The organism is Phyllobacterium sp. NPDC097923 (genome assembly GCF_044760925.1).
GTDB lineage: Bacteria > Pseudomonadota > Alphaproteobacteria > Rhizobiales > Rhizobiaceae > Phyllobacterium > Phyllobacterium calauticae.
Window position 1 is genome coordinate 2,298,391 of record NZ_JBIWBL010000001.1, and the last position, 22,973, is coordinate 2,321,363.

Sequence of the window (22,973 nt, forward strand, 5' to 3'; positions counted from 1 at the left end):
GTGGTTCGACAAGCTCACCATGAGGGAATCCAGCGCTCTGCAGATTGCAACTTTCCTCATGGTGAGCTTGTCGAACCACGCACAATGGTTTTGCCAGCCCTACTGAACCGTTGGCCCGAGCGTCTTCAGAAAATCATCCACGGACTGTTTGTTGAGGGCACCGCTTCCCTGCTGCGGCGGCACCTGCGCACCGCCGGTGGGAGCCGACTGCTGCTCGCGGGCCTTCCGGGCCGCATCTTCCGCAGCCTGCTTCTCGGCGGCAGCCTTTTCAGCAGCGGCTTTCTCGGCAGCGGCTTTCTCGGCCGCAGCCCTTTCAGCCGCCTGCCGCTCCGCCTCGGCCTTTGCCGCCGCTTCCTGTTCCGCCTTCAGCCTGGCTTCTTCGGCAAGCCTCTGCCGTTCCGTGGCCTTGCTCTGGAACAGCAGGGCTTCGCGGCGCAGCCGCTGCTTTTCAACCAGCGACGCCTGCATGGTTTCGACGCGCTGCTGCTCGCGCTCCAGCGTGCGTTGCGTCAGGAACTGTTCCAGCGGCTGGCGGTTCAGCGTCCATTTCGGCGCGCGCCACGGCCCCTCTCCCTTGAACTCGACAACCGGCTCGGCACCGGCAACCACCAGCTTACCCGGATCGAACGCATAGCGCCCCTGCGAGGCCATGGTCATGTCGGGGAAATTCAGCCGCAGATCGGCATTCAGCGACGCACCGGGGCTTTTCAGCTGGAATGTCGATGTCCGCGCCGTGCCGCCGGCAATGGTAAAGGCAAATTCCGCCGCACCCGCATTGAACGGCCCGGCATGCAGATATTTGCCGATCACGCCATTCACGCTGGCAGCGGTGATCGGGCCTGACAGCCCGTCGGCATCGTCCAGGATAGGCTTGAGCGCGCCGGGATTGATGGTATCGATGGTCAGATCATCCACCGAAACGACGCCCGAACCGGCAACCGACGCCATCATGTCGGCGATGGAGGTGCCGGTTGCGTTGATCGAAGCGACGATCTTGGCTGTGCCCATCAGCGGCTCATGGTCGTCAGGCGTGTAGAGATCATCGAGGGAGGCCTGCTCCAGCGTGAACTGACCGGCCGCCAGACCGGTACCGCTCGTATTGCGCAGCTCGAACGTGCCCTTGACGGTGCCGCCGAGAATCTCGCCCTGCGTTTCATCGAGCCGCAGATAGCCGTCCTTCAGCGATGCGGTGGACTGCAGCTTGCCCATCCGTCCGAGAACACCGGCGTCCGCCTCATCAGCTTTGATCTTGAGATTGAAATCGGCCGGGAACAGCGGCGCCTTGGCAAAGGTTTCTTTCGGCCAGTGCATTTGCCCGCCCGCGTCGACAGCGCCGGTGCCGAGCATGAACTGCGCCACGGCGGGAAGGTCGATCCTGCCCAGCGCCAGATTGCCCTGGATATCGGGTGTGCCATTGTTCACGCCGAGATCGAGACGGCCGGCAATCTTGGTGTCATGCACCTTGCCGTTCAAATCCGGCAGCACCAGTCGGCCCTTGGCGAGCTGGAAGCTGCTGGCCATGTCGACCGGCATGCCGTTGCCAAATCCTGGCAGCGAATAGCCGGCTGTCGCAAGATACGGCTCCAGATCGCTGGCCTTGATCGACGCCCGCCCTTCGCCGTTCAACAGGCCGTTGCTGCTGCGCAAACTGCCGTCGAGGAGCGCCTGGCCATCCGGCGCTTTCAGCGCAAGCTGCGTCTGGATGCCGTCCTTGCCATTGCCTTTCAAGGCAAGGTCCGCCTCCAGCTCACCGGCAAAGCCGAGCGGCAGCGCGGGAAGTCCGATCAGGGCCATCAGGTTCTCGCCGTGATCCGTGCGCGCATTCATCGTCAGTTCCAGCACACGGAACTTGTCGGTACCTTGGCTGGTCGTGCCGGAAAGCGTGATATCCATGCCGCCGGTTTTCCCCGCCGCGCTCAGCGACAACTCATCGGCGGCATCCTTGCCATGCAGCGCATTGGCGATGATGCTCAGCTCCGTTCCGTCAAACAGTCCGGGAAACCGGGTCGCATGCTCGTTGAGCGCCGCAAGGAACGGGAAGTCGGGAAACTGCGCCGCCAGCGCCGCAACGAACGGCGCCATGTCATCCGAGAGAACCGTTGCATCCAGCGAACCGGAAGGCTCGGCCTTGAACGGCGCGATCTTGCCGGTTGCGGTAATGGTCGCCCCGGACACATTGCCCACGGTCAGGCGGTCGATATCGAAGACGCCGTCGCGCAGACGAAAGCCGGTATCGAGCGATTCCGCCACCAGGCCGCCATGGCTGACCGGCCCGGCTTTCACCCGCACATCGAGATCTTCACCCGCCAGTTGCGGTGCGCCCTTGCCCGCCTCCGATGGCGTGTTGCGGCCGAAGATGGCGGCAAAGGCTTCCAGTGCATCGCCATCCAGCGCGCCACCGTCCAGCGTCAGCTGGGTCAGCGGCACGGATTCGCCCTTGGCGCTGCGGATCAGCGATCCCTTCAGCGAGGCGCCGCCAAGCGCCACTTCCAGATTGTCGATGCGCTGCAGGTCGTCGTGCAGTTTCACATCACCGGAAAAACCCGCTCCCGCCAGCCGCCGGATCGATTCATCCACCGTATCGGTCAACCATGCCGCCAGACCCGAGGGCTGGCGCGACGCGACGAGGAGTTTGCCGTCAAAACCGAAATCCTCGCCGATCTGCAGCATACCGCTGGCCTCGAACTGGGTTCGTCCCGGCAGTTCCGCCCGCAGCTGGTTGATCTTCCAGGCGCCGCCCGAGGGTTCCGCGTCGATCCGCACCGAGCGGATGGTGGTGTCGCCCGCCACGATGGCCGGAAGTTTCAGATCGATGCTGCCCGGAACCGTCGGAATGGGCAGCTGGTCCATCAGCCGGCGGAACACGCCCAGCCGCTGCGCGGCCGTGTGGGGTGTCGGCTTGCTGCCCTTGCTGTCCTCGTTCTGGTTGTCGAACGTGACCTGCTGGCCATCCGCCTTGATTTCAAACCGCGGGTTCCTGCCATAGTCGAAAAGCGCGTTGCCATTGACGATATAGGGATCGTCAACCGTCCCCTGCTCCATCCGGAACTCCGGAATGGTCACGCTGGCATGATCGGCCTCGAAGCGCCCGGTCACGCGCACGCTGGAAAGAAGCGGCTTGTCCTCGGCCGGCGTCCCCTTGCCCGCCGCCTTGGGCGCTGTCTCGTCCGCCGAACGGATGTTGATGCCGCCGGCATATTTCAGCGCGCCCTTGTCAAGCGTCACCCCGCCGTCGGTCTCGAGCACCGCCGGAATGCCGTCAGGGATAATGCGTGCATGCACGTTGAGCGAGCCGTCCGGCTTCAACTGGCCGGTGGAAGCGGAAACGCTGGTCCGCTCCCCGTTGAAAAGCAATGTGCCATCGAATTTCCACGGACCGCTCAGCTTGGTCGCGGACACCGTCGCATTGAGATCGTTCACGGTGCGCACTGTCGCGGTCGAGGCGTCGCGCACCAGCACGGAGCCGTTGGTGATCCGCACGTTTTCCAGCTTGACCTGCGTCGAGCCGAACGATGTCTGTGGCCGGATGGCCCAGTCGACCACGCCGTTGCGGTCGATATTGACCGAAGCGGTCGGCTTCTCCAGCCGCATGTCGAAAATGAGAATCTCGCCGCGCAGGAACGGCGCAAGTTCCGCGTCCATCGAAAACTTGTCGATGGTCATGACCGGCGCCGATCCGGGGTCGCCCACCTTGACGTCGGAAAAGGTCACCGATGGAAACGGCAGAAGCCGGGCGCTGGCCGTCCCGGCAACCGTGACGGGCCGCCCGAGCAGCGCCGATGCCTCCCGTTCAAACGAGGAGCGGTAGCCGGCCCAGTCGACAAAATACGGCACCACCAGTGCCGCGGTGAGCACCAGTACCAGTAGTCCGCCGATCAGAACAAAAAGGCGCGCCAGTGTTTCAACTCCATTCTTACGCGTTGGGCACCGTATACACCGCACCGTTCACAAATTGGGCGAAGATGCGGAATCAACGTGCAAAGTTACAGACGTAAGATCTTGCCGGGATTCATGATATTGCCCGGATCGATAGCCCGCTTGATCGTTTCCATCACGTCGACCGCACCGCCAAGCTCGAGTCGGAGGAATTTTATCTTGCCTTGGCCGATGCCGTGCTCGCCCGTGCAGGTTCCGTCCATGGCAATCGCCCTGAGATTGAGGCGCTCGACAAAGGCTTCCACGTTCTGGATTTCCTCCGGATTCTTGTCGTCGAACAGGATCAGCACATGGAAATTGCCGTCGCCCGCATGACCGACAATCGGCGCGATCAGCCCGCTCGCCGCAATATCCTTCTCCGTTGCGACGATACATTCGGCCAGGCGCGAAATCGGCACGCACACATCCGTCGACAGCGACTGCTTTCCGGGCGCCAGCGTCATGCAGGCGAAGTAGGAATTGTGCCGCGCCGACCACAGCTTTTCCCGCTCTTCCAGATTGGCCGTCCATTTGAACGGGCCGCCGCCATTGGCCGCGGCAATCTCGCCGAAGAGTTCCGCCTGTTCGGCCACACCGGCGTCACTGCCGTGGAACTCGACAAAGAGATAGGGGGCAACCGGATAATCAAGCTTGGAATAATTGATCATCGCCTGCATCTGTAGGCTGTTGACCAGCTCGATACGCGCCACGGGAATGCCCATCTGGATGGTCTCGATCACCGCATTGCAGGCGCTTTCGAGATCCGGAAACGCACAGATGCCACCGGAGATCGCCTGCGGAATGCCGTAGAGCTTCAGCGTCAGTTCGGTGATGATGCCGAGCGTGCCTTCGGAGCCGACGAGCAGCCGGGTGAGGTCATAACCGGCAGACGTTTTCTTCACCCGCTTTGCCGTGCTGATCAGGCGCCCATCCGGCATGACGGCCTTCAGTGCCAGCACGTTTTCGCGCATGGTGCCGTAGCGCACGGCATTGGTGCCCGAGGCACGCGTGGCAGCCATGCCGCCAAGGCTGGCATTGGCGCCGGGATCGATCGGGAAGAACAGGCCGGTATCGCGCAGATATTCGTTGAGTTCCTTGCGGGTGATGCCCGGCTCGACCACGACATTGAGGTCTTCGTTATAGACCTTGAGAATGCGGTTCATCCGCGACAGGTCGATGGACACACCGCCCGCCGGCGCATTCACATGGCCTTCCAGCGATGTGCCGGTGCCGAACGGAATGACCGGCACCTGCCACTCGCCGCAGAGGCGCACCACTTCCTGAACGTCTTCGGTCGTTTCGGCGAAAACCACGAGATCGGGGGCCTGGTTCGGAACATAACTGGTGGTGTGGCCATGCTGCTCGCGGATGGATTTGCCCGTCTGCGCGTTGTCACCAAACCTTTTCTTAAGAATCGAAACAACGGTCGCAATACCATTTTCATTGCGCACCATTGCTCCTGCATCAGCCAATGCCATTCCAGTCTCCAGAATTCCAATCGAGGATTCGTCCAATTCACGTGCATTTTCAGTCACTGCACGCGACTTGTCCAGTTGTAACTCTGTGTGAGAGAACCGCAAGGGTTGGGGAAGAAAGTCCGTGAGATAATCTCAATCAGCACAGCGGGATGATGCTGGTGGTGGTGCGTGGTTCGACAAGCTCACCATGAGGGATGTGGTTTGGTTGCAGCATCAATCGAAGACCTTGCAGAACGCAATCACCGGAAGCCCACAACCTCCCTCATGGTGAGCTTGTCGAACCACGCACCCCTTCACTCCTCATCGTCGTCGCTGGGTTCCCAGTCGGTGACCCGGACAAAGCGCTCCTGTTCGCCGGTCCGTTCAAACACGCTGCCGACCGGCGAGTCGAGCAGCGGGATGATGCTGGGATCGTAGTTGGCGATGGTGTTGACGTCGAAAATCCCGCTGTTGTCCGGATCTTCCATGTAGTCGTCGCTCTCGAAGCCCGAGAGAAAACGCCAGCCGCTGTCCAGTGCGTTGTCGGGATCCTCGCGGTACATGAAGCGCACGGGATAGCCGTCGATTGTGATCGTATCGGTTGCGATACAGCCGCCGTAATTGCGGACCAATGGCCGTATCTCGTCTTTGCTGAGTCGATAGGTTTTATCCATGCCCGATTTTAATTGATCGTCAGCGACTTGGCGAGTCTGCGGAAGCGGTCGGCAAATTTATCCTTTTCGCTGCCCCGCACGATCAGGATGGCGCGAACGTAGCGGTCGCCGGCAAACCGGGCGATCTGGGCGACGTAAAGCGCATCTCCGCTGGTCGCGTCCTTGGCGCTGCCGTCAATATCCACCCATTCGCCGCCATCGGCCGGCGCGCTGCTTTCATTGTCCGAGCGGACATCCTTGATCCCGGTCAGCGACGCAAAGGCCTTCCTGGCAAAGTCCATGCGTGCGGCAGCCTCGGGCGCATTGCCGAGATTGGACGCGATGATGATCACCGGCTGCGCCGCGCTGGCGGGTACATCCTGCGGTCCGTCGGTCAGGAGATAGGTTGCCCCGGCAATGGCACGGATCGGGCGAAATCCGGCGAGATCGCCCACCTTGAACGGCAGGGCAGCGATCTGTTCCTCAAGGGTTGGCGGCGTGCGCACCGCGATCGAGCGCAATGTGTCCTCGACATCCGCATCCGATGGCGCACCGGCAACCCCGTCGGGAATTTGCATGGTGACCATCGTCGTGGTCGTCGGCGCCTGCGACAGGACAATCCATTTGCGGTATTTGATGCCGGAGGCAATCTGGCTGCCGTGAATATATTTGGCTGCCGACGCGCCCTTGACCGACCAGTCCTGTGCGGCACCGCTGACAACGATGCCCGTGGGCGCCAGACCTTCCGCATTGAACTTGGCGGAGATTTGCGCATAGGCATCCACCGGCAGCTCGGTCAGCACAATGGTCGCGCCCATTGCCGGGTCTTCAAAGCCGCTGAACGTCGACGACGGCTGCATGTTCCGGGGGATGACCAAGCCGACGCTGGAGCCTTCCGGGAAAACAGCCTCCTGCGCAAAGCCCGCCTGCACATGCGCAAGCGATATCATCATGAAGACCAGAAGGGCAGTTATGTAGCGCATGAAGGCATTTCCCGTCGCGTTCCGTTGTTGTGACTAGCAGTGCCCGGAGCGGTCTGGCAAGCCATTGGTTTCATGGGGACGGGAAATGCGCTGTGTCGTCAGCTCAGGTATTTCTTGAAGAACGCCACCGTGCGGCTCCAGGCGAGATCGGCGGCTTCCTTGCTGTAGCGGGCGGTGGACGTATCGTTGTTGAACGCGTGGTTGACGCCGTCATAGACCTCGATGTCAAACGTCTTGCCGTTGTCCTCAAGCGCTTTCCTGTAGCCGTCAATGCCCGCATTGATCCGCGTATCGAGGCCCGCATAGTGCAGCAGCAGCGGTGCCTTGATTTTTGCGACATCCTCGGTCTTGGGCTGGCGGCCGTAATAGGCCACCCCGGCATCGAGGTCCGGCGAATTGACGGCCAGATCATTGACCAGCCCGCCGCCCCAGCAAAAGCCCATCACGCCGACCTTGCCATTGGCATACTTGACCGATTTGAGATAGGCGATCGTCTCGACGCCTTCGGCAATGGTCTTTTCGGGGTCGAGATTGGCAATCAGATCGCGCGCCTTGTCTTCGTCCGAAGGCGTGCCGCCGGCCGACGACAGGAAGTCCGGGGCGAAAACCGTAAAGCCTTCCAGTGCCATGCGCCGGGCGATATCGCGGATATGCCTGTTGAGACCTCGATTTTCGTGAATGACCACGACCACCGGCAGTTTCGCCGTCGTGTCGGTCGGGCGTACGCTGTAGCCTTTCATGTCTCCCGCCGGGCCGGAATGAATGACATCCTTGGTGAGCAGCCGCGGATCGTCGGACGCGACAACCGCAGCCTGCGCGGAATTTGCCGCCAGCATCGGTGCAATGATCGCAGCTGCGGCGCCGGAGCCCGCCAGCTTGGCGAGCTTGTCCATGAAGGACCGCCGGTCGAGGGTCAGATGCGTATATTCATCATAAGCATCGACCATGGCCTGACTGATCGTAGGAGTTTTCTTCGGCTTGTCCATTGTGGCTCTTTCCATCGAAAAGGACTGCCGGGCCATCAAACCCCCTCCGTTTCCCATCACCCTTTCAGGCAATGCGAAAGGACACCGGTGGAGAGCGCAACGCCGAGTCCAGTCATCACTGTGGCGCCAATTTCCCAGACGCCGACCGCCTCGTCAAGGCAGGCAGCACCGGATTGCGCCGGCGCTGTCCCGCATGCAAAACCTACTTGTCCTCGCAAAAGCTGATCCGGTTGCTGAACGGATCGATCACATGCACCTCGCGGCCCCAGGGCGCTTCTTCGAGACCCGGCTTCATGAAGCGGTAGTTCCTGGCATGAAGCTCCTTGTGAAACGCTTCGATGCCCGTCATGCGCACGAAAACCCGGGCGCCCGGACTGGCATCGCCGGAATGTTCACTCAGATGCAGCGTCAGGCCGGAGCGCGTCACCTGACAGTAAAGCGGCATGTTGTCCTCGAACCGGTGCTCCCAGTCGAGGGTGAAGCCGAGATAGTCCAGGTAGAATTCCTTGGCCTTATCAACGTCGAAAATCCGCAGGATCGGGTTGGCCGGTCCAAAGGAGATGGCTCCCTTCGGCGCAGGCCCGTCCTCCGCGATCTTTGCCGCCAGCACGTTCCAGTTGCCCAGACCAAACCCGGCGGCAACAAGCTCCAGACCGTCACTGTGGGAAATCTCGATATTCTTGGCGGCAAGCGCCTGTCGCAGCGATTTGGCCATCGCCTTGGCGTCATGAAATGTACGCATCGTCTATCCTTCATAGGGGTGAACGCGGAAAGTCAGTGCCCGCATTGCCGACCCGTTCACCATGCAAAGGATGAAACGCAGCATCGTTCGATACATTCACCATGGGTTGAACCCCCGCGAGCGGCTGGCCGTATCTGCCTGATGAATTGATATGAGCAGTTTTACGCCGCGTCAACTGGATTAAAACAGTCAACAAAAACCCTCCCGGCTGCCGACCGGGAGGGTGCGATGGTGCGCCCAGCCTATTTCGGCAGGGTATAGGCGATGACGTAGTCGCCGGCCTTGGTGTTGATCGAGCCGTGGCCACCGGCGACGATGACGACGAACTGCCGCCCGTCGGGCAGTGCATAGGACATGGGTGTGGACTGTCCGCCCGCCGGAAGACGCCCTTCCCACAGCTGCTTGCCCGTGGTGACGTCATAGGCCCTCAGATAATTGTCGACCGTTGCGCCAAGGAATGCGACGCCGCCCGCCGTGATGATCGGGCCGCCCAGCCCCGGCACTCCGACCTTGAGCGGCAGGGGCAGCGGCGAGGAATCGTAAACCGTGCCGTTGCGGTGCTTCCAGGCGATCTTGCCTGTGCGCAGGTCCGCCCCCGCCACATAGCCCCAGGGCGGGGTCTGGCATGGCAGGCCGAGCGGCGAGACGAACGGTCCCATCACCACCGCATAGGGTGCGCCTTCATTGCGGTTGAGCCCCTGCTCGCTGCCCTTGGTGCCCGCACCCGGCGCCGGCACATCGGCGCGCGGCACGAGCCGTGAAGTGAAGGCCAGATAGGTCGGCATGCCGAACATCACCTGCCGCTCCGGATCAACCGCCACGCCGCCCCAGTTGAACACGCCGAAATTGCCGGGATAGATCAGCGAGCCCTGCAGCGACGGCGGCGTATAACGCCCTTCATAGCGTAGCTTGAGGAAATGGATGCGGCAGGCGAGCTGGTCGAACAGCGTCACGCCCCACATGTCCTTGCCCTGCAGCGGTCGCGGTATGAATGTCAGGCCGGAAACCGGCTGTGTCGGCGCGGTGTGGTCGCCCTCGATGGCACCGCCGGGGGCAGGCACCTCCTCGACCGGAATGATCGGCTCGCCCGAACGCCGGTCGAGCACGTAGATATCGCCCTGCTTTGTCGGACCGACCAGTGCCGGAACCGCTCCGCTTGCGGTGTTGATGTCGACAAGGCTTGGCTGCGAGGGCACGTCCATGTCCCAGAGATCGTGATGCACGGTCTGGCGCACCCAGCGCATCTGCCCGGTGTTGAGATCGAGCGCCACGATGGAGGACGAGAATTTCTCCACATTGGCGGACCGTCCGGCGCCAAGCTGGTCCGGCGTCTGGTTGCCGAGTGGCACATAGAGCAGCCCGAGTTTTTCATCCGCGCTGGAAATCGACCAGCTGTTGGGGGAGTTGGCGGTGTATTTCTGTCCCTCCGGCAGCGGCGTCGTCACATCGGGATTGCCGGAATCCCAGTTCCACACCAGCGCGCCGGTATTGATATCGAAAGCGCGGATGACGCCGGACTGTTCGTGGATCGAATAGTTGTCATTAACTGCGCCGCCGACGATGATCTTGCCCGCGGCAATAACCGGCGGCGAGGTCGAATAGTAGTACCCGGCGGGGTTATAGGGCATGCCGGTTTCCAGATGGATGGTGCCCTTGTCGCCAAAGGCCGGGCAGACCTGGCCATTGGCCGCATCGAGCGCGATCAGCCTTGCATCGGCGGTGGGCATATAGACCCGCTCGGCGCAGGGTTGTCCGGCCGCGACGGTGGCATCGGCATAATAGGACACGCCGCGGCAGGTCTGGTGCTGCCGGTCGTCATTGTCCTTCACCTGCGGATCGAAGCGCCATTTTTCCTTGCCGCTGGCGGCATCGAGCGCAATGACGAAATTATGCGGCGTGCAGATATAGAGCGTGTCGCGCACCTTGAGCGGCGTCACCTGATAGGTCGTTTCCGGAATATCGGTGGAGCGGCGCACGTCGCCGGTCTGGTAGGTCCAAGCCACCTGCAGCTTGGCGACATTGTCGGGCGTGATCTGCTTCAGCGGCGAATAGCGCTGGCCGTAGAGGCTGCGGCCATAGAAGTGCCAGTCGTCATTGGGCACGCCCCCGATATCGGGCGTGGCGGTCACAGCCTCCCGGCTCAGCTGGCCGGGAAGATCGAGCGGATCCCGGGTCATGGAATAGCCGGCAACGCCGAGCGCCACCAGAACGGCCAGCCAGAGCGGCGCTGCCCCCAGAGAGGCAGAGCCATTATCGGCACGGGTCAGCCGGCCGCGCACCCACGGTGTCAGGAGCCAGAGCCCGAGCAGGATGATCACGCCGCCACGCGGCGCCAGCTGCCACCAGTCGAAGCGGATTTCCCAGATGGCCCAGCCCAGCGTGCCGATCACCAGCAGCGCATAGACCGGCAATGCGGCCGAGCGCCGCCGGAATAGGAGAATGGATGTGACGAGAAAGGCGAGCGCGGCGATGACATAATACCAGCTGCCGCCGAGGACGGCGAGCCAGACGCCACCCGCACCCAGGGCAGCCGCGATGATCAGAAAAAGGAGAGCTGTCAGAGTGATTGCCATGGCAGGGATCCTTTCCAAGCTCAATCAAGATCGAATGGTCCTGACATGAGGCTGCGAACGGGCCATCGGCTGCCAGATTCCTCTCTGATCTAGGCGTATGCCCTAATTCAGAACGGCGCAATATCAACGATTGCAAATTTCAATCGCAAGTTTCAGGGGAAACTCTGCGCTAAATGCTGTACGTTCTTGCTTTGTATCGGATCGGTCTGGTTTTTCGATGCCGAATCACTACATTGGAGTGAAATGTCCGGATTGCCTGACGATATACCGTTCTTCGATGAACCTGATGCGCCTCGCCAGCCGCAGGGCATAGCTGCACGCGCCATGCAGGCGCGCGGCGCGCCGCCCTATCTCAATGGTCTCAACCCCGAGCAACGCCTTGCGGTTGAAACCACCGAAGGGCCGGTACTGGTTCTCGCCGGTGCCGGAACCGGCAAGACACGGGTGCTGACCTCACGCATCGCCCACATCCTCTCCCTCGGCAAGGCCTATCCCAGCCAGATTCTTGCGGTGACCTTCACCAACAAGGCGGCGCGCGAGATGAAGGAGCGCATCGGCGTTCTCGTCGGCGGTGCCGTGGAAGGCATGCCCTGGCTCGGCACGTTCCACTCCATCGGCGTCAAGCTGCTGCGCCGCCATGCGGAACTGGTCGGCCTGCGTTCGGATTTCACCATTCTCGACACGGATGATGTCATCCGCCTGATCAAGCAGATCATTCAGGCCGAAGGGCTCGACGACAAACGCTGGCCTGCCAAGCAGTTCGCGCTGATGATCGACGGCTGGAAGAACAAGGGCCTCGGCCCGGAGGAAATCCCCGAGGGCGATGCCCGCGCCTTTGCCAACGGCAAGGGCCGCGAACTCTATACCGCCTACCAGAACCGCCTGAAGACGCTGAACGCCTGCGATTTCGGCGACCTGCTCTGCCATCCCATTCGCATGTTCCGCGCCTATCCGGATGTGCTGAAGGAATATCACGCCAAATTCCGCTACATCCTCGTCGACGAGTATCAGGACACCAACACCGCCCAGTACATGTGGCTGCGCCTCATCGCGCAGGGCTCGAAGAATGTCTGCTGCGTCGGCGATGACGACCAGTCGATCTATGGTTGGCGCGGTGCCGAAGTCGACAATATCCTGCGCTTCGAGAAGGATTTTCCCGGCGCGGTCGTGATCCGCCTGGAGCGCAATTACCGCTCGACGGCGCATATTCTCGGCGCGGCGTCGTTCCTCATTTCCCACAATGAGGGCCGCCTCGGCAAAACCCTGTTCACCGATGCGCCGAATGCCGAAGACGCCAAGGTCAATGTCCACGCCGCCTGGGATTCCGAAGAGGAAGCCCGCGCGGTCGGCGAGGAAATTGAACAGGCGCAGCGCAGGGGCCACAACCTCAATGATATGTCGATCCTCGTGCGCGCCTCCTTCCAGATGCGCGAGTTCGAAGACCGTTTCGTCACCCTCGGCCTGAATTACCGCGTCGTTGGCGGCCCGCGGTTCTACGAGCGCCTCGAAATCCGCGATGCCCTCGCCTATTTCCGCGTCGTGGCTCAAGGGTCCGATGACCTTGCGCTGGAGCGCATCATCAACACGCCCAAGCGCGGCCTCGGTGAAGCCGCCGTGCGGCAGGTGCATGACTATGCCCGCGCCCGCGATATCGGCATGCTCGATGCCGCCGCCGATCTGGTGCAGACGGAAGAGCTGAAGCCCAAACCCCGTTCCGCCCTGCGCGAAGTGGTTGAAAACTTCCACCGCTGGCAATCTTTGATTGATTCAACGCCGCACACCCAGCTCGCCGAAATGATTCTCGACGAATCCGGCTATACCGCCATGTGGCAGGCCGACCGTTCGGCGGAAGCGCCGGGCCGGCTGGAAAACCTGAAGGAACTCATCCGCTCCATGGAGGAGTACGAGTCCCTGCGGTCGTTCCTCGAACACGTGGCCCTGGTCATGGACGCCGAGCAGAATGAAAATCTCGATGCGGTCAACATCATGACGCTGCATTCGGCCAAGGGGCTGGAATTCGAGACCGTCTTCCTGCCCGGCTGGGAGGAAGGCCTGTTCCCGCACCAGCGCGCGCTGGATGAGGGCGGCCGCTCCGGCCTTGAGGAAGAGCGGCGGCTTGCCTATGTCGGCCTGACGCGCGCCAAGAAGAACCTGCATATCTGGTTCGTCTCCAACCGGCGCATCCACGGGCTCTGGCAGTCGACGATCCCCTCCCGTTTCCTCGAGGAACTGCCGGAAGCGCACGTGGAAGTTGTTGCGACAGGCAATTCCTATGGCGGATACGGTTCCGGCGGCGGCTATGGCCAGTCACGCTTCGACCGCGCCGATCCGTTCGAGAACACCTATTCGACGCCCGGCTGGCAGCGCGCCCAGCAGAACCGTTCCGACGCCACGCGCAACAATTGGGGCTCACGCTCCGGCGCAAAGGTCGAGCGCATCGGCTATGGCGAGACGGATTCCGGCCACGGCGCCGGACGCGGCTCGGTCAAGGGCCGCATGATCGACGGCGAGTTGGTGGCCAAATCCGTCAGCGAAACCCCGTCGAATTTCGACGTCGGCGACCGGGTGTTCCACATCAAGTTCGGCAACGGCAATGTCTCATCCATCGAAGGCAACAAGCTGACCATCGATTTCGACAAGGCCGGGCAAAAACGCGTGCTCGACAGTTTTGTGAAGCAGATCTAGGCGGGCTGGGTTCTTTCACCCCCCTCTGGGCTGCCGCCCATCTCCCCCACAAGGGGGGAGATCACATCGACATCAGTGATTTTACGTAATTTTCAATGTTGAAGATTAGTTGAAACAGCTGTGAAAGCTGATCTCCCCCCTTGTGGGGGAGATGTCCGGCAGGACAGAGGGGGGGTGTAAACCCAACGGAAACACCCCAACTCTATTCCGGCTTGCCCTTGGTCCAGGTGACATTTCCGGCAAACAACGGAATCGTTGCGATGGAGGTTTTGGCGGACCCGTCCTGCACCTGGCTGGCATGGGCGAGATAGATCAGCGCATTGTTCTGCTTGTCGTAGATGCGGGTGATGTTCAGCTTTTTCCAGATCAGGCTGGTGCGTTCGGAAAACACCCGCTCACCGCCCTCGCCCAGCTTGATGTCGCCGATGACGATAGGGCCGGTCTGCTGGCAGGAGATCGACGCATTGGACGGATCCTCGAACCAGTTGCCCTTCTGCAGCCGGTCGATCACGCCGCGCGAGAACGAGGCGAGATGGCAGGTGACGCCCTGGATCTTCGGGTCCGCAACCGCATCGATGACGATGTCATTGCCCAGCCAGTCGACGCCGACCTTGCCGACCTCCTCCGCCTGAGCCGGCAGGATGGCGGCGCCCAGTAGGGCCAGAGCAGCGAGCATATGCTTCATCGAGAATCTCCTGAAATGGTTGGGCTTGCCAGACACAGTTGGATACGGCATTGCGGAATTGCAAGCAGAACGGCCCGCCGCTCCTATCGTTCCCACTTCGCCAGAAAATCCTCGATGCCCAGCGACTGGATATCGGGGATGGCCTCGAAAATCGTCGTCGCGGGCCAGTCCCACCAGGCCAGCGCCATCAGGCGTTCGGCAATGGCGGCGGGAAAACGCGGACGGATCAGGCGCGCCGGATTGCCCGCGACGATGGTGTAGGGCGCCACGTTTTTGGTCACCACCGCATTGGCGCCGATCACCGCGCCGTGGCCGATGCTGATGCTGGGCATGATGACAGCGCCATGGCCGATCCACACATCATGGCCGATGCTGACGCGCTTGGCCTGCCGCCGGGCACGGAAACCGAAATCGACCCCCTGATACCGGAAAAACTCATTGGGGCGATAACTCACCTTGTGGGTGGTCAGCCGTTCCATCGGATGTTCCAGCGCGTTGATGCGCACATTGGACGCGATGGAGCAGAAGCGACCGATATCCGCATAGATGCCTTCGCTGTGGCGTTCGATGTAGGAAAAGTCCCCCATCGTCACATCGCGCAGGATCACCCGCTCGCTGACCTCGGCGAAACGGCCGAGCTTGACGCCCTTGAGCTGTGCCGTCGGGTGGATGCGCGGTTCGGGATTCTGGAAGCGGAGGTCGTCGGGATCAGCCATCGTGCTTTCTCAAATAAGGTTGCGGCAATTCTTTTGCATAAAAGCCGGTGAAATCCTATAATCCCCGCATGAAATCATCCTATTCCATCAGCCCATCGCGATTGACGCTCTACACGACACTGGCACTCTTTGCAGCCATGGCGACGGGCGCAACCTTTGCCGCATGGTTCAACCATGGCGATACGATCTTCCTGTCGCTGATCCAGGCTGGTCTTTCCTGGTGCATATAGAAGCGCCAGCACAGCCCCCAGAGGAAATGTACTTATGAACAGACGTCTGATGCTGTTTCTTGTCGTGGCGATCATGCTGCTGGCCGCCGCGGCCGGATGGATCACGTTCCAGTCCTACCGCCATCAGCCGGGCTCCGCCAATGCCGGCCCCTTCGGCGTACCGTTTCAGCTCGTGACCATGAACGGCGAGCCGGTTACCGAGGCGGCGTTCCGGCAAAAGCCGTCGGCGGTGTTCTTCGGCTTCACCCATTGCCCGGAAATCTGCCCGACCACCCTGTTCGAACTCGATGCCTGGCTGAAGCAGCTCGGGCCCGAAGGCCAGAATATCAACGCCTATTTCGTCACCGTCGATCCCGAACGCGATACCGCCGATGTCATGAAAACCTATGTCGGCAATGTCTCGGACCGTATCACCGGCATAACGGGCGATCCCGACAAGATGGCGGCGATGCTGAAAGGCTATAGCGTCTATGCGCGCAAGGTGCCCACCGAGGGCAGCGACTACACCATGGACCACACCGCCTCGGTCTTTCTTCTGGATAGCAAGGGCGGTTTCTTCGGCACCATTGCCTATGGCGAAAATCCTGATACGGCTGTCGCCAAGCTGAAACGTCTGGCCAAGAGCTGATGCACTATCTAATGGTGCGTGGTTCGACAAGCTCACCATGAGGGAGGGTGTTGGCTGCAAGGCCAAACTGAAACATTGCAGAATAGAACTCCCTGCAACCCTCGGCTTCCCTCATGGTGAGCTTGTCGAACCACGCACTCAGGACCAAGCAGAGCCACCTGCCATTTCGAAAGTACACGACCCGATGACCCAGACCCGCCTGTTCCTCACCGCTGGCAAGATCGAAGCCGACCGCGTGTTCGACCTGCTGCAGCTCGCCTTCGAAGAGGATGGCCTGCCGATTTCCACTTTCGAAGTGGACGAGGATGCGGAAATCTTCGACGTCTCGGTCTATACGTTCGAGCCCGACGAGATCGAGCCGCGCATCCGCGATATCCTGGGCAGCCATGCCGTCAAGCTCGACGTGCAGCGCGAACAGGTACCCGATATCGATTGGGTCGCCCATTCGCTCGAAGGCCTCTCGCCGGTGCGTGCGGGACGGTTCTTCGTGCACGGCTCGCACGACCGCGACAAGCGCCGCATCAACGATCTCGGTATCGAGATCGACGCCGGTCTTGCCTTCGGCACCGGCCACCACGGCACCACCTCCGGCTGCCTCGACATGATCGGCGAAGTCATCCGCCGCGAACATCCGCGCAATGCGCTGGATCTGGGCACCGGCAGCGCCGTGCTGGCCATCGGCATTGCCAAGCTTGCCCCCATTCCGGTTCTGGCGACGGATATCGATCCGGTGGCCGTGGCGGTGGCGCAGGACAATGTGGTGAAGAACGGCGTCGCTGCGCGCGTCCAGACGGAGACGGCCACGGGCTTCCATCACCCGGCCATGCGCTTTGCCGCGCCGTTCGACCTGATCGTCGCCAATATCCTCGCCCGCCCGCTGATGCAACTCGCGCCTGAGATGCGCAAGCATCTGGCCTGGGGCGGATCGCTCATTCTCTCGGGCATTCTGGAAACCCAGCGCGACAAGGTGCTGGCGGCCTATCGCGTACAGGGTCTTTTCCACCAGAAAACGCTGCGGCGCGAGGGCTGGGTCACCCTGCACCTCAAGGCGAAATCCACCTACTGAATCAAAAGGGCAGCGAAAGCTGCCCTTTGTTTTCGGCGCATTAGATGATGCGCTTGGTTCCCGCGCACATACCGTCCTGAAAAACCCGGTGCAAACCGCGCGCCTCCATTGCCTCCGCCGTGATCGAAAGATAGGTTCCATCACCCAACAGCAGAGGTTTGCATCACCATGTTCCAGTCGTTTGAGGTCGTCAGCAATCCGGCCACCGGCGCCCCGCGCGTCGCCAAGCTGCGCGCCGAACTCGAAGCCCTCGGTCTTGACGGTTTTCTCGTTCCCCGCGCCGACGAACACCAGGGCGAATATGTACCGCCCCGCGCCCAGCGCCTGGCCTGGCTGACCGGGTTCACCGGTTCCGCCGGTGTCGTGCTTGTCCTGAAAAACAAGGCGCATCTCTTTGTCGACGGCCGCTACACGCTGCAGGCCGCCGAGCAGACCGATCCTGCGGTTTTCACCGTGGAAAGCCTGGTGGAAACGCCGCCGCCGGTCTGGCTGCGCAACAGTGGCCGCAAACTGACCATCGGCTTCGACCCGTGGTTGCACACCATTGCCGAAACCAAGGCGCTGCGCGAAGCGCTGGAAGCCAATGGCGGCACGCTGGTGGCGGTCGAGCACAATCTGGTCGATCTGGTCTGGGAAAACCAGCCTGCTCCGCCGCTCGAAGCCGTGACCATCCAGCTGGAAAAATATGCCGGGAAACTCGCCAGCGACAAGCTGAAGGAACTGGCCGAAGCGGTGGAAAAGGCCAAGGCTGACGCAACCGTCCTGACCGATCCTTCCTCCATCGCCTGGGCTTTCAACATCCGCGGCAATGATGTGAGCAACACGCCGCTGCCCCTGTCCTTCGCCATCATTCCGGTGTCCGGCGAACCGCTGCTCTTCATCGACAAGCGCAAGCTGCCCATCGAGACTGAGGCTTACCTGACCCAGCTCTCAACACTGCGCCCGCCATCGGCCCTTGAAGCGGATGTCGCCAGCCTCGGCGCACAGGGCAAGGCCGTGATGCTTGACCCGGCGCTGGCAGCGGAAAAACTGCGGCTCGTGGTCGACCATGCCGGCGGCAGAATTGTCGAGGGCACGGATCCCGCCCGCCTGCCCCGCGCCCTGAAAAACGCCGCTGAACTGGCCGGTGCACGCAAAGCGCATGAGCGCGACGGCATTGCCATGGTCTCGTTCCTGGCCTGGGTCGACGCGCAGGCACCCGGCACCATTGACGAGATCGATGCGGCGAAGAAGCTGGAGGAAACCCGCCGCAGTGTGGCGGAAGGGTTCCAGATGCCGCTGGAAAACCTCTCCTTCGACAGTATTTCCGGCGCGGGGCCGAATGGCGCTTTCGCCCATTACCGCGTCAACACCCAGTCAAACCGCACGTTGCAGGATGGTGAGCTCTACCTCATCGACAGCGGCGGCCAGTACCGCGACGGCACAACCGACATCACCCGCACCCTGCCGGTCGGCAAACCGACCGAGGATATGAAACGCAAGTTCACGCTGGTGCTCAAAGGCGTCATCGCCATCACGACGGCGCGCTTCCCCAAGGGTACGCGCGGCATGGACATCGACGTGCTCGCCCGCATCGCCCTGTGGAAACAGGGCTATGATTACGGCCACGGCACCGGCCATGGGGTCGGCTCATTCCTGTCGGTGCATGAGGGTCCGCAGAGCATTTCCAAGCGCGGCACGCATGAACTGCTGCCGGGCATGATCCTGTCCAACGAACCCGGCTACTATAAGCCCGGCGGCTACGGCATCCGCACGGAAAACCTGCTCATTGTCACGGAACCTGTCGTCCCCGAGGGCGGCGATATCCCAATGATGGGTTTCGAAACGATCACGTTCTGCCCGATCGACAAGCGCCTGATCGATACCAGCCTGCTGATCCGGGAAGAACTGGTATGGCTCGATTCCTATCACGCACAGGTGCGCGAGGTTCTGCTGCCGCACACCGTTGCTGCTGACCGCGACTGGCTGATCAAGGCAACCGAACCGCTCGGGTAACTTATACGGGAAGCTGGCGCAGCAGGATGATCATGGCTGCGCCGGCGAGAAACATCGTCAGCGCGTTGAACCGCAGGGAAACCAGCCCGGCAAACACCAGCGCAACCACGCCGCGCCAGTCCGCCGTGGCGATGGCGGGCGCCACCAGCGTCGTCAGAACCGCAGCAGGCACGGCATTAAGCGCCACTTCGACGCGCGGATGCACGCGGTCGAAGCGCGACAGGACGAGATGACCGCCGATGCGGGTCAGGAACGTCAGCACGGCACCGGCGAGAATAATCCAGAAGATCGTCGACATCTCAGTTCTCCCCCGCGGTTTTATCGGGTTTCGCCACGATCACGGCGGTCAGGATACCGGCGAGCGCGCCGATGCTGACATGCCAGGGCGAGCCGATGGTCTTGGCCGCGACAATCGATGCGATGCCGCTGGCAATGACGATGGGCGCCCAGTTGGAGCGTTTGCGGAATCCCATGACCAGGCCGAGGAAATAGATCGGCAACAGCATGTCGATCCCCAGCGCATGCGGATCCTTGATCAGATTGCCGAAGAGCCCGCCGATCCACGCTTCCACCACCCACATCACATAGATCGGCGTCGCCACGCCGAGATACCAGGCAAAGGTGACGCGTACGCCGGACTCCGCCCGCTTTTCGGTCTCGGCATATTGCGGATCGGTCAGCAGGAAATAGCTCAACAGGCTTTCGGGAATGGTGAAGTGGCCGATGCGGCGGCCGACGGCAGCCGAATACAGCACGTGGCGGAAATTGACCGCGAAGATGGAAAAGACGATCAGCCAGGCCGGAATATTGTGGCCGAACAGCTCGATGCCGACCATCTGGCTGGCACCGCCAAAAATCGCCGCGCTCATCAGCACCGCCTCGAACACGGTAAAGCCGTTATCGATGGCAAGCGCGCCGAACAGCAGGCCGAAAGGCGCAGAGGCAATCATCACGGGAAGCCCGCGACGGAACCCCTGCCAGAATTCCACGCCAAAGCCTGCCCGCCGCGCAACGGTGGTTTCGTCTTGATATGTTTGTTCGCTCATGATGAGCGTGGTCTAAGGCAGGTTGGCCAGCCTGTCACGTGAGAATTGTTGATCGCTATCATCAATGTTGCTGCAGCGTCGAACGGCCTGGCCAACTGCGTCGATAGTGTGCGTGGTTCGACACGCACACCAGACCCGGCAATCGGCTGAACTCAGAACTTCTGGGTCAGCGAAATGCGGAAGCTGCGGCCCACTTCGGCGTAGCGGTCGGCCACCGCGAGATTGATATCGTTCGGGACATCCGTGGCATTCCAGTATTTCTTGTCGAAGACATTGAAGACACCAGCCTGGAGCTTCATGCCCTTGGCAAACTTCGGCTCCCAATAGGCTGTCGTATCGACGATGCCATAGCCGGGAGCAACGAAACCGCCGCCACTGACCTTGTCGCGCGCTGCGGCCATCGTCAGCGACACGTCGGCACCCCAGCTGTCGGCGTTATAGCCGAGGCCGACAATCGCGCGGATCGGCGGGATGGAGTTCAGATATTCCTGGGTTTCGGTGTTCTTGCCCTGCGAGACGGCAACCGATGCCCATGTCACCCAGTTCTCGGCGAAATTGACGCGGCCATTGAGTTCGGCACCGTAGATCTGCACGCGATTGAGATTGGCATAACCGGTGATGCCGCCAACCGGATACTCGCCGCCGGGCGGTGCAATGGTCACGTTGTCGATGAAGTTGCGGTAGTAATTGTTGAAGACGCTGGCCGACAGCGCATATCTGTCGCTCTCATACTTGGCGCCAACCTCGAAACCGTTGCTGGTCTCAGCCTTCAGGCCGGGATTGCCGACACGGGCATAGGAACCGGGCGCGCCGTAGTTCTGGAACAGTTCCTGCGCGGACGGCGCGCGGAAGCCCTGGGCCCACTGCACATAGAAATCCAGCTCGCTGGTGGCGTGATAGGTCGCCCGCAGCTTCGGCGTAAAGCGCGAGTCGCTGTTGGATGCCGGCAGTGTCCCGTTGAAGTTGGGGCCATGCTCATAGGCTGCGGTCGACTGCGGATTGTGCTCGTACCAGTCGAAACGCCCGCCCGGAGTCAGGGTCAGACGGCCGTTCAGAAGCTCGATATCATCCTCGGCATAGATGCCGAATCCGGTCGACTGCACGTCGGGCATATCGGAACTGTTGGCATGCAGCATGCGGCAGGTCTGCGGGCCGAAAGGCTGGGGCAGCTTGCTCCAGTCGACACTCGGGCAATTGTCGACGCCCGCCGCGTACTGATGCATGTTCTGCCGGTAGATTTCCGTACCGATGCGGAACTTATGCCTGATGTCGCCGATCTCGGCTTCCTTGACCACATAGCCGGTAAAGCCATAGGCATCGAGGTTCAGCTCGTTGTCGCGCTTGTACACGCCCGAGGGGAAGCCATAGCGGAACGGGTCGCCGCGAATAATCCGCGCCCTGGCATCCGGCAAGCGGATGGCATCGGTCGTATTGGTCAGGGTCTGCTGCGTCCAGTAGGCAACGGCGTGCGCCTCATCCACCCAGCCGCCCTTGTCCGGGGCGATGTAGTCATAGCTGCCGGAAATGCGCTTGCGTTCATAATTCTCGCCGGACTTGAAGCTGTCGGGCACATAGGCGGATGTCGTGCCGATGAAATTGTCCGAATCGGAATCCTTTTTGAAGATTTCGCCGGTCAGGCCGAAACGATGGCCGCCCTCGACATTCTGGTAGAGTTTTACCAGCACATTGCCCTGATCGTAATCGAGCGGATTGGCCTCGGTCCGTCCGGTGCCATAACCGCCGATATCACCGGGAGTATCCTTCTCGTGGCCCTGGCGATACCCGCCCTGCACGAGGAATTCCGTGTTGCCCGCACGGGCTGCCACCGCCGCATTGGTGCGCCAGCTGCGATCGCCGCTGTCATAGGTGCCTTTGGTCAGAACGCCCCAGTTGCGCCCATCACTGATGACATCGGACGGGTCGAGCGTGCGCATCTGGACAACCCCGCCCAGCGCGCCCGAACCGTAGCGGCTTGAGTCGGCGCCCTTGGTGATGTCAATCTTGGAGAGCCCGTCGAAATCAAAGCCGTCCAGACCGCCCTGCGTTCCGCGCGGATCGGAAATCCACGGCACGCGGATGCCATCGATCGTGGTCAGCACCCGGTCCTGGTCGAGACCGCGCAGATTGATGCTCTTCGAGGTGGAGTTGAAATTGACGCCCGCATCGACCCGGCGCCCCAGATCCTGGAAATTGTCGACCATCCGTTGCTGGATGGTTTCCCGCTCGGTCGTCGCCGTCAGCGGCGTCGCCTCCGTGCCGCTCTGATTGCGCTTGAGCACAATCGGCGCCAGCTCGATTGTTTCGCCCGTTGCCGGTGCGCTTTGGGCAAACGCTGCGCCCGTGCCCAACCCCACAACCAGCAGGGTACCCGCGCTACCGCACATCAGGCGCGCAAGCATGTTCCGTGTCAAAACCATATCCAAACCCCCGAGAGAATGCTTGGCTGGCTTAACGTTGAGCGCGAAGACCGCGTCGTGTTCATGGCTTGCTGAGCGGAAATTATCTGCGTGTATTCACGCTGTACATTTGTTCAGTACAAAAACATGACTATAAAAGTCAATATTAAATACACCGATTATTTCAGGCCGATTTATTGGCCGGAACGGTGTTGCC

The 22,973-nt window shown here is 61.5% G+C and carries 17 protein-coding genes; 5 read left to right on the top strand and 12 right to left on the bottom strand.

What is annotated here, in order from left to right:
• Positions 1 to 99 precede the first annotated feature (99 nt).
• From ACIQWS_RS11630 to ACIQWS_RS11660, 7 genes are all read right to left on the bottom strand, one after another.
• Entirely contained in the window at positions 100 to 3,942 is a 3,843-nt protein-coding gene (locus tag ACIQWS_RS11630; protein WP_403176814.1) for an AsmA-like C-terminal region-containing protein, read from the bottom strand.
• A gap of 41 nt (positions 3,943 to 3,983) precedes the next feature.
• Positions 3,984 to 5,393, bottom strand: coding sequence for an FAD-binding oxidoreductase (locus ACIQWS_RS11635; protein ID WP_403176820.1), 1,410 nt, complete (start codon positions 5,391 to 5,393; stop codon positions 3,984 to 3,986).
• 293 nt (positions 5,394 to 5,686) lie between these two features.
• Complete coding sequence (locus ACIQWS_RS11640; protein WP_223612758.1) at positions 5,687 to 6,046, bottom strand: DUF2185 domain-containing protein; 360 nt, start codon at positions 6,044 to 6,046, stop codon at positions 5,687 to 5,689.
• Between the two features lie 8 nt (positions 6,047 to 6,054).
• Positions 6,055 to 7,008: a hypothetical protein gene (locus ACIQWS_RS11645; RefSeq protein WP_403176824.1), complete on the bottom strand. Its 954-nt coding sequence runs from the start codon at positions 7,006 to 7,008 to the stop codon at positions 6,055 to 6,057.
• A gap of 98 nt (positions 7,009 to 7,106) precedes the next feature.
• A complete protein-coding gene (locus ACIQWS_RS11650) occupies positions 7,107 to 8,030 on the bottom strand; it encodes a dienelactone hydrolase family protein (RefSeq protein ID WP_403176827.1) in 924 nt (307 codons plus the stop codon).
• Between the two features lie 166 nt (positions 8,031 to 8,196).
• Positions 8,197 to 8,736, bottom strand: coding sequence for a glyoxalase superfamily protein (locus ACIQWS_RS11655; protein WP_346307857.1), 540 nt, complete (start codon positions 8,734 to 8,736; stop codon positions 8,197 to 8,199).
• A gap of 242 nt (positions 8,737 to 8,978) precedes the next feature.
• Complete coding sequence (locus ACIQWS_RS11660; protein ID WP_403176834.1) at positions 8,979 to 11,309, bottom strand: glucose/quinate/shikimate family membrane-bound PQQ-dependent dehydrogenase; 2,331 nt, start codon at positions 11,307 to 11,309, stop codon at positions 8,979 to 8,981.
• 243 nt (positions 11,310 to 11,552) lie between these two features.
• Between ACIQWS_RS11660 and ACIQWS_RS11665 the strand changes: the two genes are divergently transcribed.
• Positions 11,553 to 13,994 carry an ATP-dependent helicase gene (locus tag ACIQWS_RS11665; RefSeq protein WP_403176838.1) on the top strand — a complete coding sequence of 814 codons (2,442 nt, stop codon included), beginning with the start codon at positions 11,553 to 11,555 and terminating at the stop codon, positions 13,992 to 13,994.
• Positions 13,995 to 14,196: 202 nt separating this feature from the next.
• Here ACIQWS_RS11665 and ACIQWS_RS11670 read toward each other — a convergent pair whose 3' ends face one another.
• Together ACIQWS_RS11670 and ACIQWS_RS11675 are read right to left on the bottom strand one after the other, a co-directional pair.
• A complete protein-coding gene (locus ACIQWS_RS11670) occupies positions 14,197 to 14,679 on the bottom strand; it encodes a CreA family protein (protein ID WP_403176842.1) in 483 nt (160 codons plus the stop codon).
• An 83-nt stretch (positions 14,680 to 14,762) separates the two neighbouring features.
• The gene (locus ACIQWS_RS11675) at positions 14,763 to 15,395 is read right to left on the bottom strand and encodes a DapH/DapD/GlmU-related protein (protein WP_403176845.1); all 633 of its coding nucleotides are present in this window, start codon (positions 15,393 to 15,395) and stop codon (positions 14,763 to 14,765) included.
• Positions 15,396 to 15,463: 68 nt separating this feature from the next.
• On the opposite strand from ACIQWS_RS11675, the gene ACIQWS_RS11680 reads away from it, so the two are divergent.
• The 4 genes from ACIQWS_RS11680 (at position 15,464) to ACIQWS_RS11695 (ending at position 19,314) form a co-directional block, all read left to right on the top strand.
• On the top strand, positions 15,464 to 15,625 hold the full coding sequence (locus tag ACIQWS_RS11680) for a hypothetical protein (protein WP_223612750.1): 162 nt from the start codon (positions 15,464 to 15,466) through the stop codon (positions 15,623 to 15,625).
• A gap of 34 nt (positions 15,626 to 15,659) precedes the next feature.
• A complete protein-coding gene (locus ACIQWS_RS11685; protein WP_403176850.1) occupies positions 15,660 to 16,253 on the top strand; it encodes an SCO family protein in 594 nt (197 codons plus the stop codon).
• 184 nt (positions 16,254 to 16,437) lie between these two features.
• Positions 16,438 to 17,319 (top strand): 50S ribosomal protein L11 methyltransferase, encoded by an 882-nt coding sequence (locus ACIQWS_RS11690; protein ID WP_403176858.1) that lies wholly within the window; start codon positions 16,438 to 16,440, stop codon positions 17,317 to 17,319.
• A gap of 168 nt (positions 17,320 to 17,487) precedes the next feature.
• Positions 17,488 to 19,314, top strand: coding sequence for an aminopeptidase P family protein (locus ACIQWS_RS11695; protein ID WP_403176865.1), 1,827 nt, complete (start codon positions 17,488 to 17,490; stop codon positions 19,312 to 19,314).
• 1 nt (position 19,315) lies between these two features.
• Here the strand turns inward: ACIQWS_RS11695 and ACIQWS_RS11700 are convergent, their stop codons facing one another.
• The 3 genes from ACIQWS_RS11700 to ACIQWS_RS11710 all read right to left on the bottom strand — a co-directional run bounded on the left by ACIQWS_RS11700 (position 19,316) and on the right by ACIQWS_RS11710 (position 22,777).
• A complete protein-coding gene (locus ACIQWS_RS11700) occupies positions 19,316 to 19,612 on the bottom strand; it encodes an AzlD family protein (protein WP_130270011.1) in 297 nt (98 codons plus the stop codon).
• 1 nt (position 19,613) lies between these two features.
• Entirely contained in the window at positions 19,614 to 20,360 is a 747-nt protein-coding gene (locus ACIQWS_RS11705; protein ID WP_403176869.1) for an AzlC family ABC transporter permease, read from the bottom strand.
• Between the two features lie 152 nt (positions 20,361 to 20,512).
• Positions 20,513 to 22,777 carry a TonB-dependent hemoglobin/transferrin/lactoferrin family receptor gene (locus ACIQWS_RS11710; protein WP_403176871.1) on the bottom strand — a complete coding sequence of 755 codons (2,265 nt, stop codon included), beginning with the start codon at positions 22,775 to 22,777 and terminating at the stop codon, positions 20,513 to 20,515.
• Between the last annotated feature and the right edge of the window lie 196 nt (positions 22,778 to 22,973).

What these genes read in the sequence shown, in the direction of transcription:
- ACIQWS_RS11705 (WP_403176869.1), bottom strand. Translation starts at nt 20,360, where the DNA reads ATGAGCGAACAAACATATCAAGACGAAACCACCGTTGCGCGGCGGGCA.
- ACIQWS_RS11640 (WP_223612758.1), bottom strand. Translation starts at nt 6,046, where the DNA reads ATGGATAAAACCTATCGACTCAGCAAAGACGAGATACGGCCATTGGTC.
- ACIQWS_RS11650 (WP_403176827.1), bottom strand. Translation starts at nt 8,030, where the DNA reads ATGGCCCGGCAGTCCTTTTCGATGGAAAGAGCCACAATGGACAAGCCG.
- ACIQWS_RS11635 (WP_403176820.1), bottom strand. Translation starts at nt 5,393, where the DNA reads ATGGCATTGGCTGATGCAGGAGCAATGGTGCGCAATGAAAATGGTATT.
- ACIQWS_RS11685 (WP_403176850.1), top strand. Translation starts at nt 15,660, where the DNA reads ATGAACAGACGTCTGATGCTGTTTCTTGTCGTGGCGATCATGCTGCTG.
- ACIQWS_RS11660 (WP_403176834.1), bottom strand. Translation starts at nt 11,309, where the DNA reads ATGGCAATCACTCTGACAGCTCTCCTTTTTCTGATCATCGCGGCTGCC.
- ACIQWS_RS11655 (WP_346307857.1), bottom strand. Translation starts at nt 8,736, where the DNA reads ATGCGTACATTTCATGACGCCAAGGCGATGGCCAAATCGCTGCGACAG.
- ACIQWS_RS11695 (WP_403176865.1), top strand. Translation starts at nt 17,488, where the DNA reads ATGTTCCAGTCGTTTGAGGTCGTCAGCAATCCGGCCACCGGCGCCCCG.
- ACIQWS_RS11690 (WP_403176858.1), top strand. Translation starts at nt 16,438, where the DNA reads ATGACCCAGACCCGCCTGTTCCTCACCGCTGGCAAGATCGAAGCCGAC.
- ACIQWS_RS11670 (WP_403176842.1), bottom strand. Translation starts at nt 14,679, where the DNA reads ATGAAGCATATGCTCGCTGCTCTGGCCCTACTGGGCGCCGCCATCCTG.
- ACIQWS_RS11710 (WP_403176871.1), bottom strand. Translation starts at nt 22,777, where the DNA reads ATGGTTTTGACACGGAACATGCTTGCGCGCCTGATGTGCGGTAGCGCG.
- ACIQWS_RS11680 (WP_223612750.1), top strand. Translation starts at nt 15,464, where the DNA reads ATGAAATCATCCTATTCCATCAGCCCATCGCGATTGACGCTCTACACG.
- ACIQWS_RS11645 (WP_403176824.1), bottom strand. Translation starts at nt 7,008, where the DNA reads ATGCGCTACATAACTGCCCTTCTGGTCTTCATGATGATATCGCTTGCG.
- ACIQWS_RS11665 (WP_403176838.1), top strand. Translation starts at nt 11,553, where the DNA reads ATGTCCGGATTGCCTGACGATATACCGTTCTTCGATGAACCTGATGCG.
- ACIQWS_RS11675 (WP_403176845.1), bottom strand. Translation starts at nt 15,395, where the DNA reads ATGGCTGATCCCGACGACCTCCGCTTCCAGAATCCCGAACCGCGCATC.
- ACIQWS_RS11700 (WP_130270011.1), bottom strand. Translation starts at nt 19,612, where the DNA reads ATGTCGACGATCTTCTGGATTATTCTCGCCGGTGCCGTGCTGACGTTC.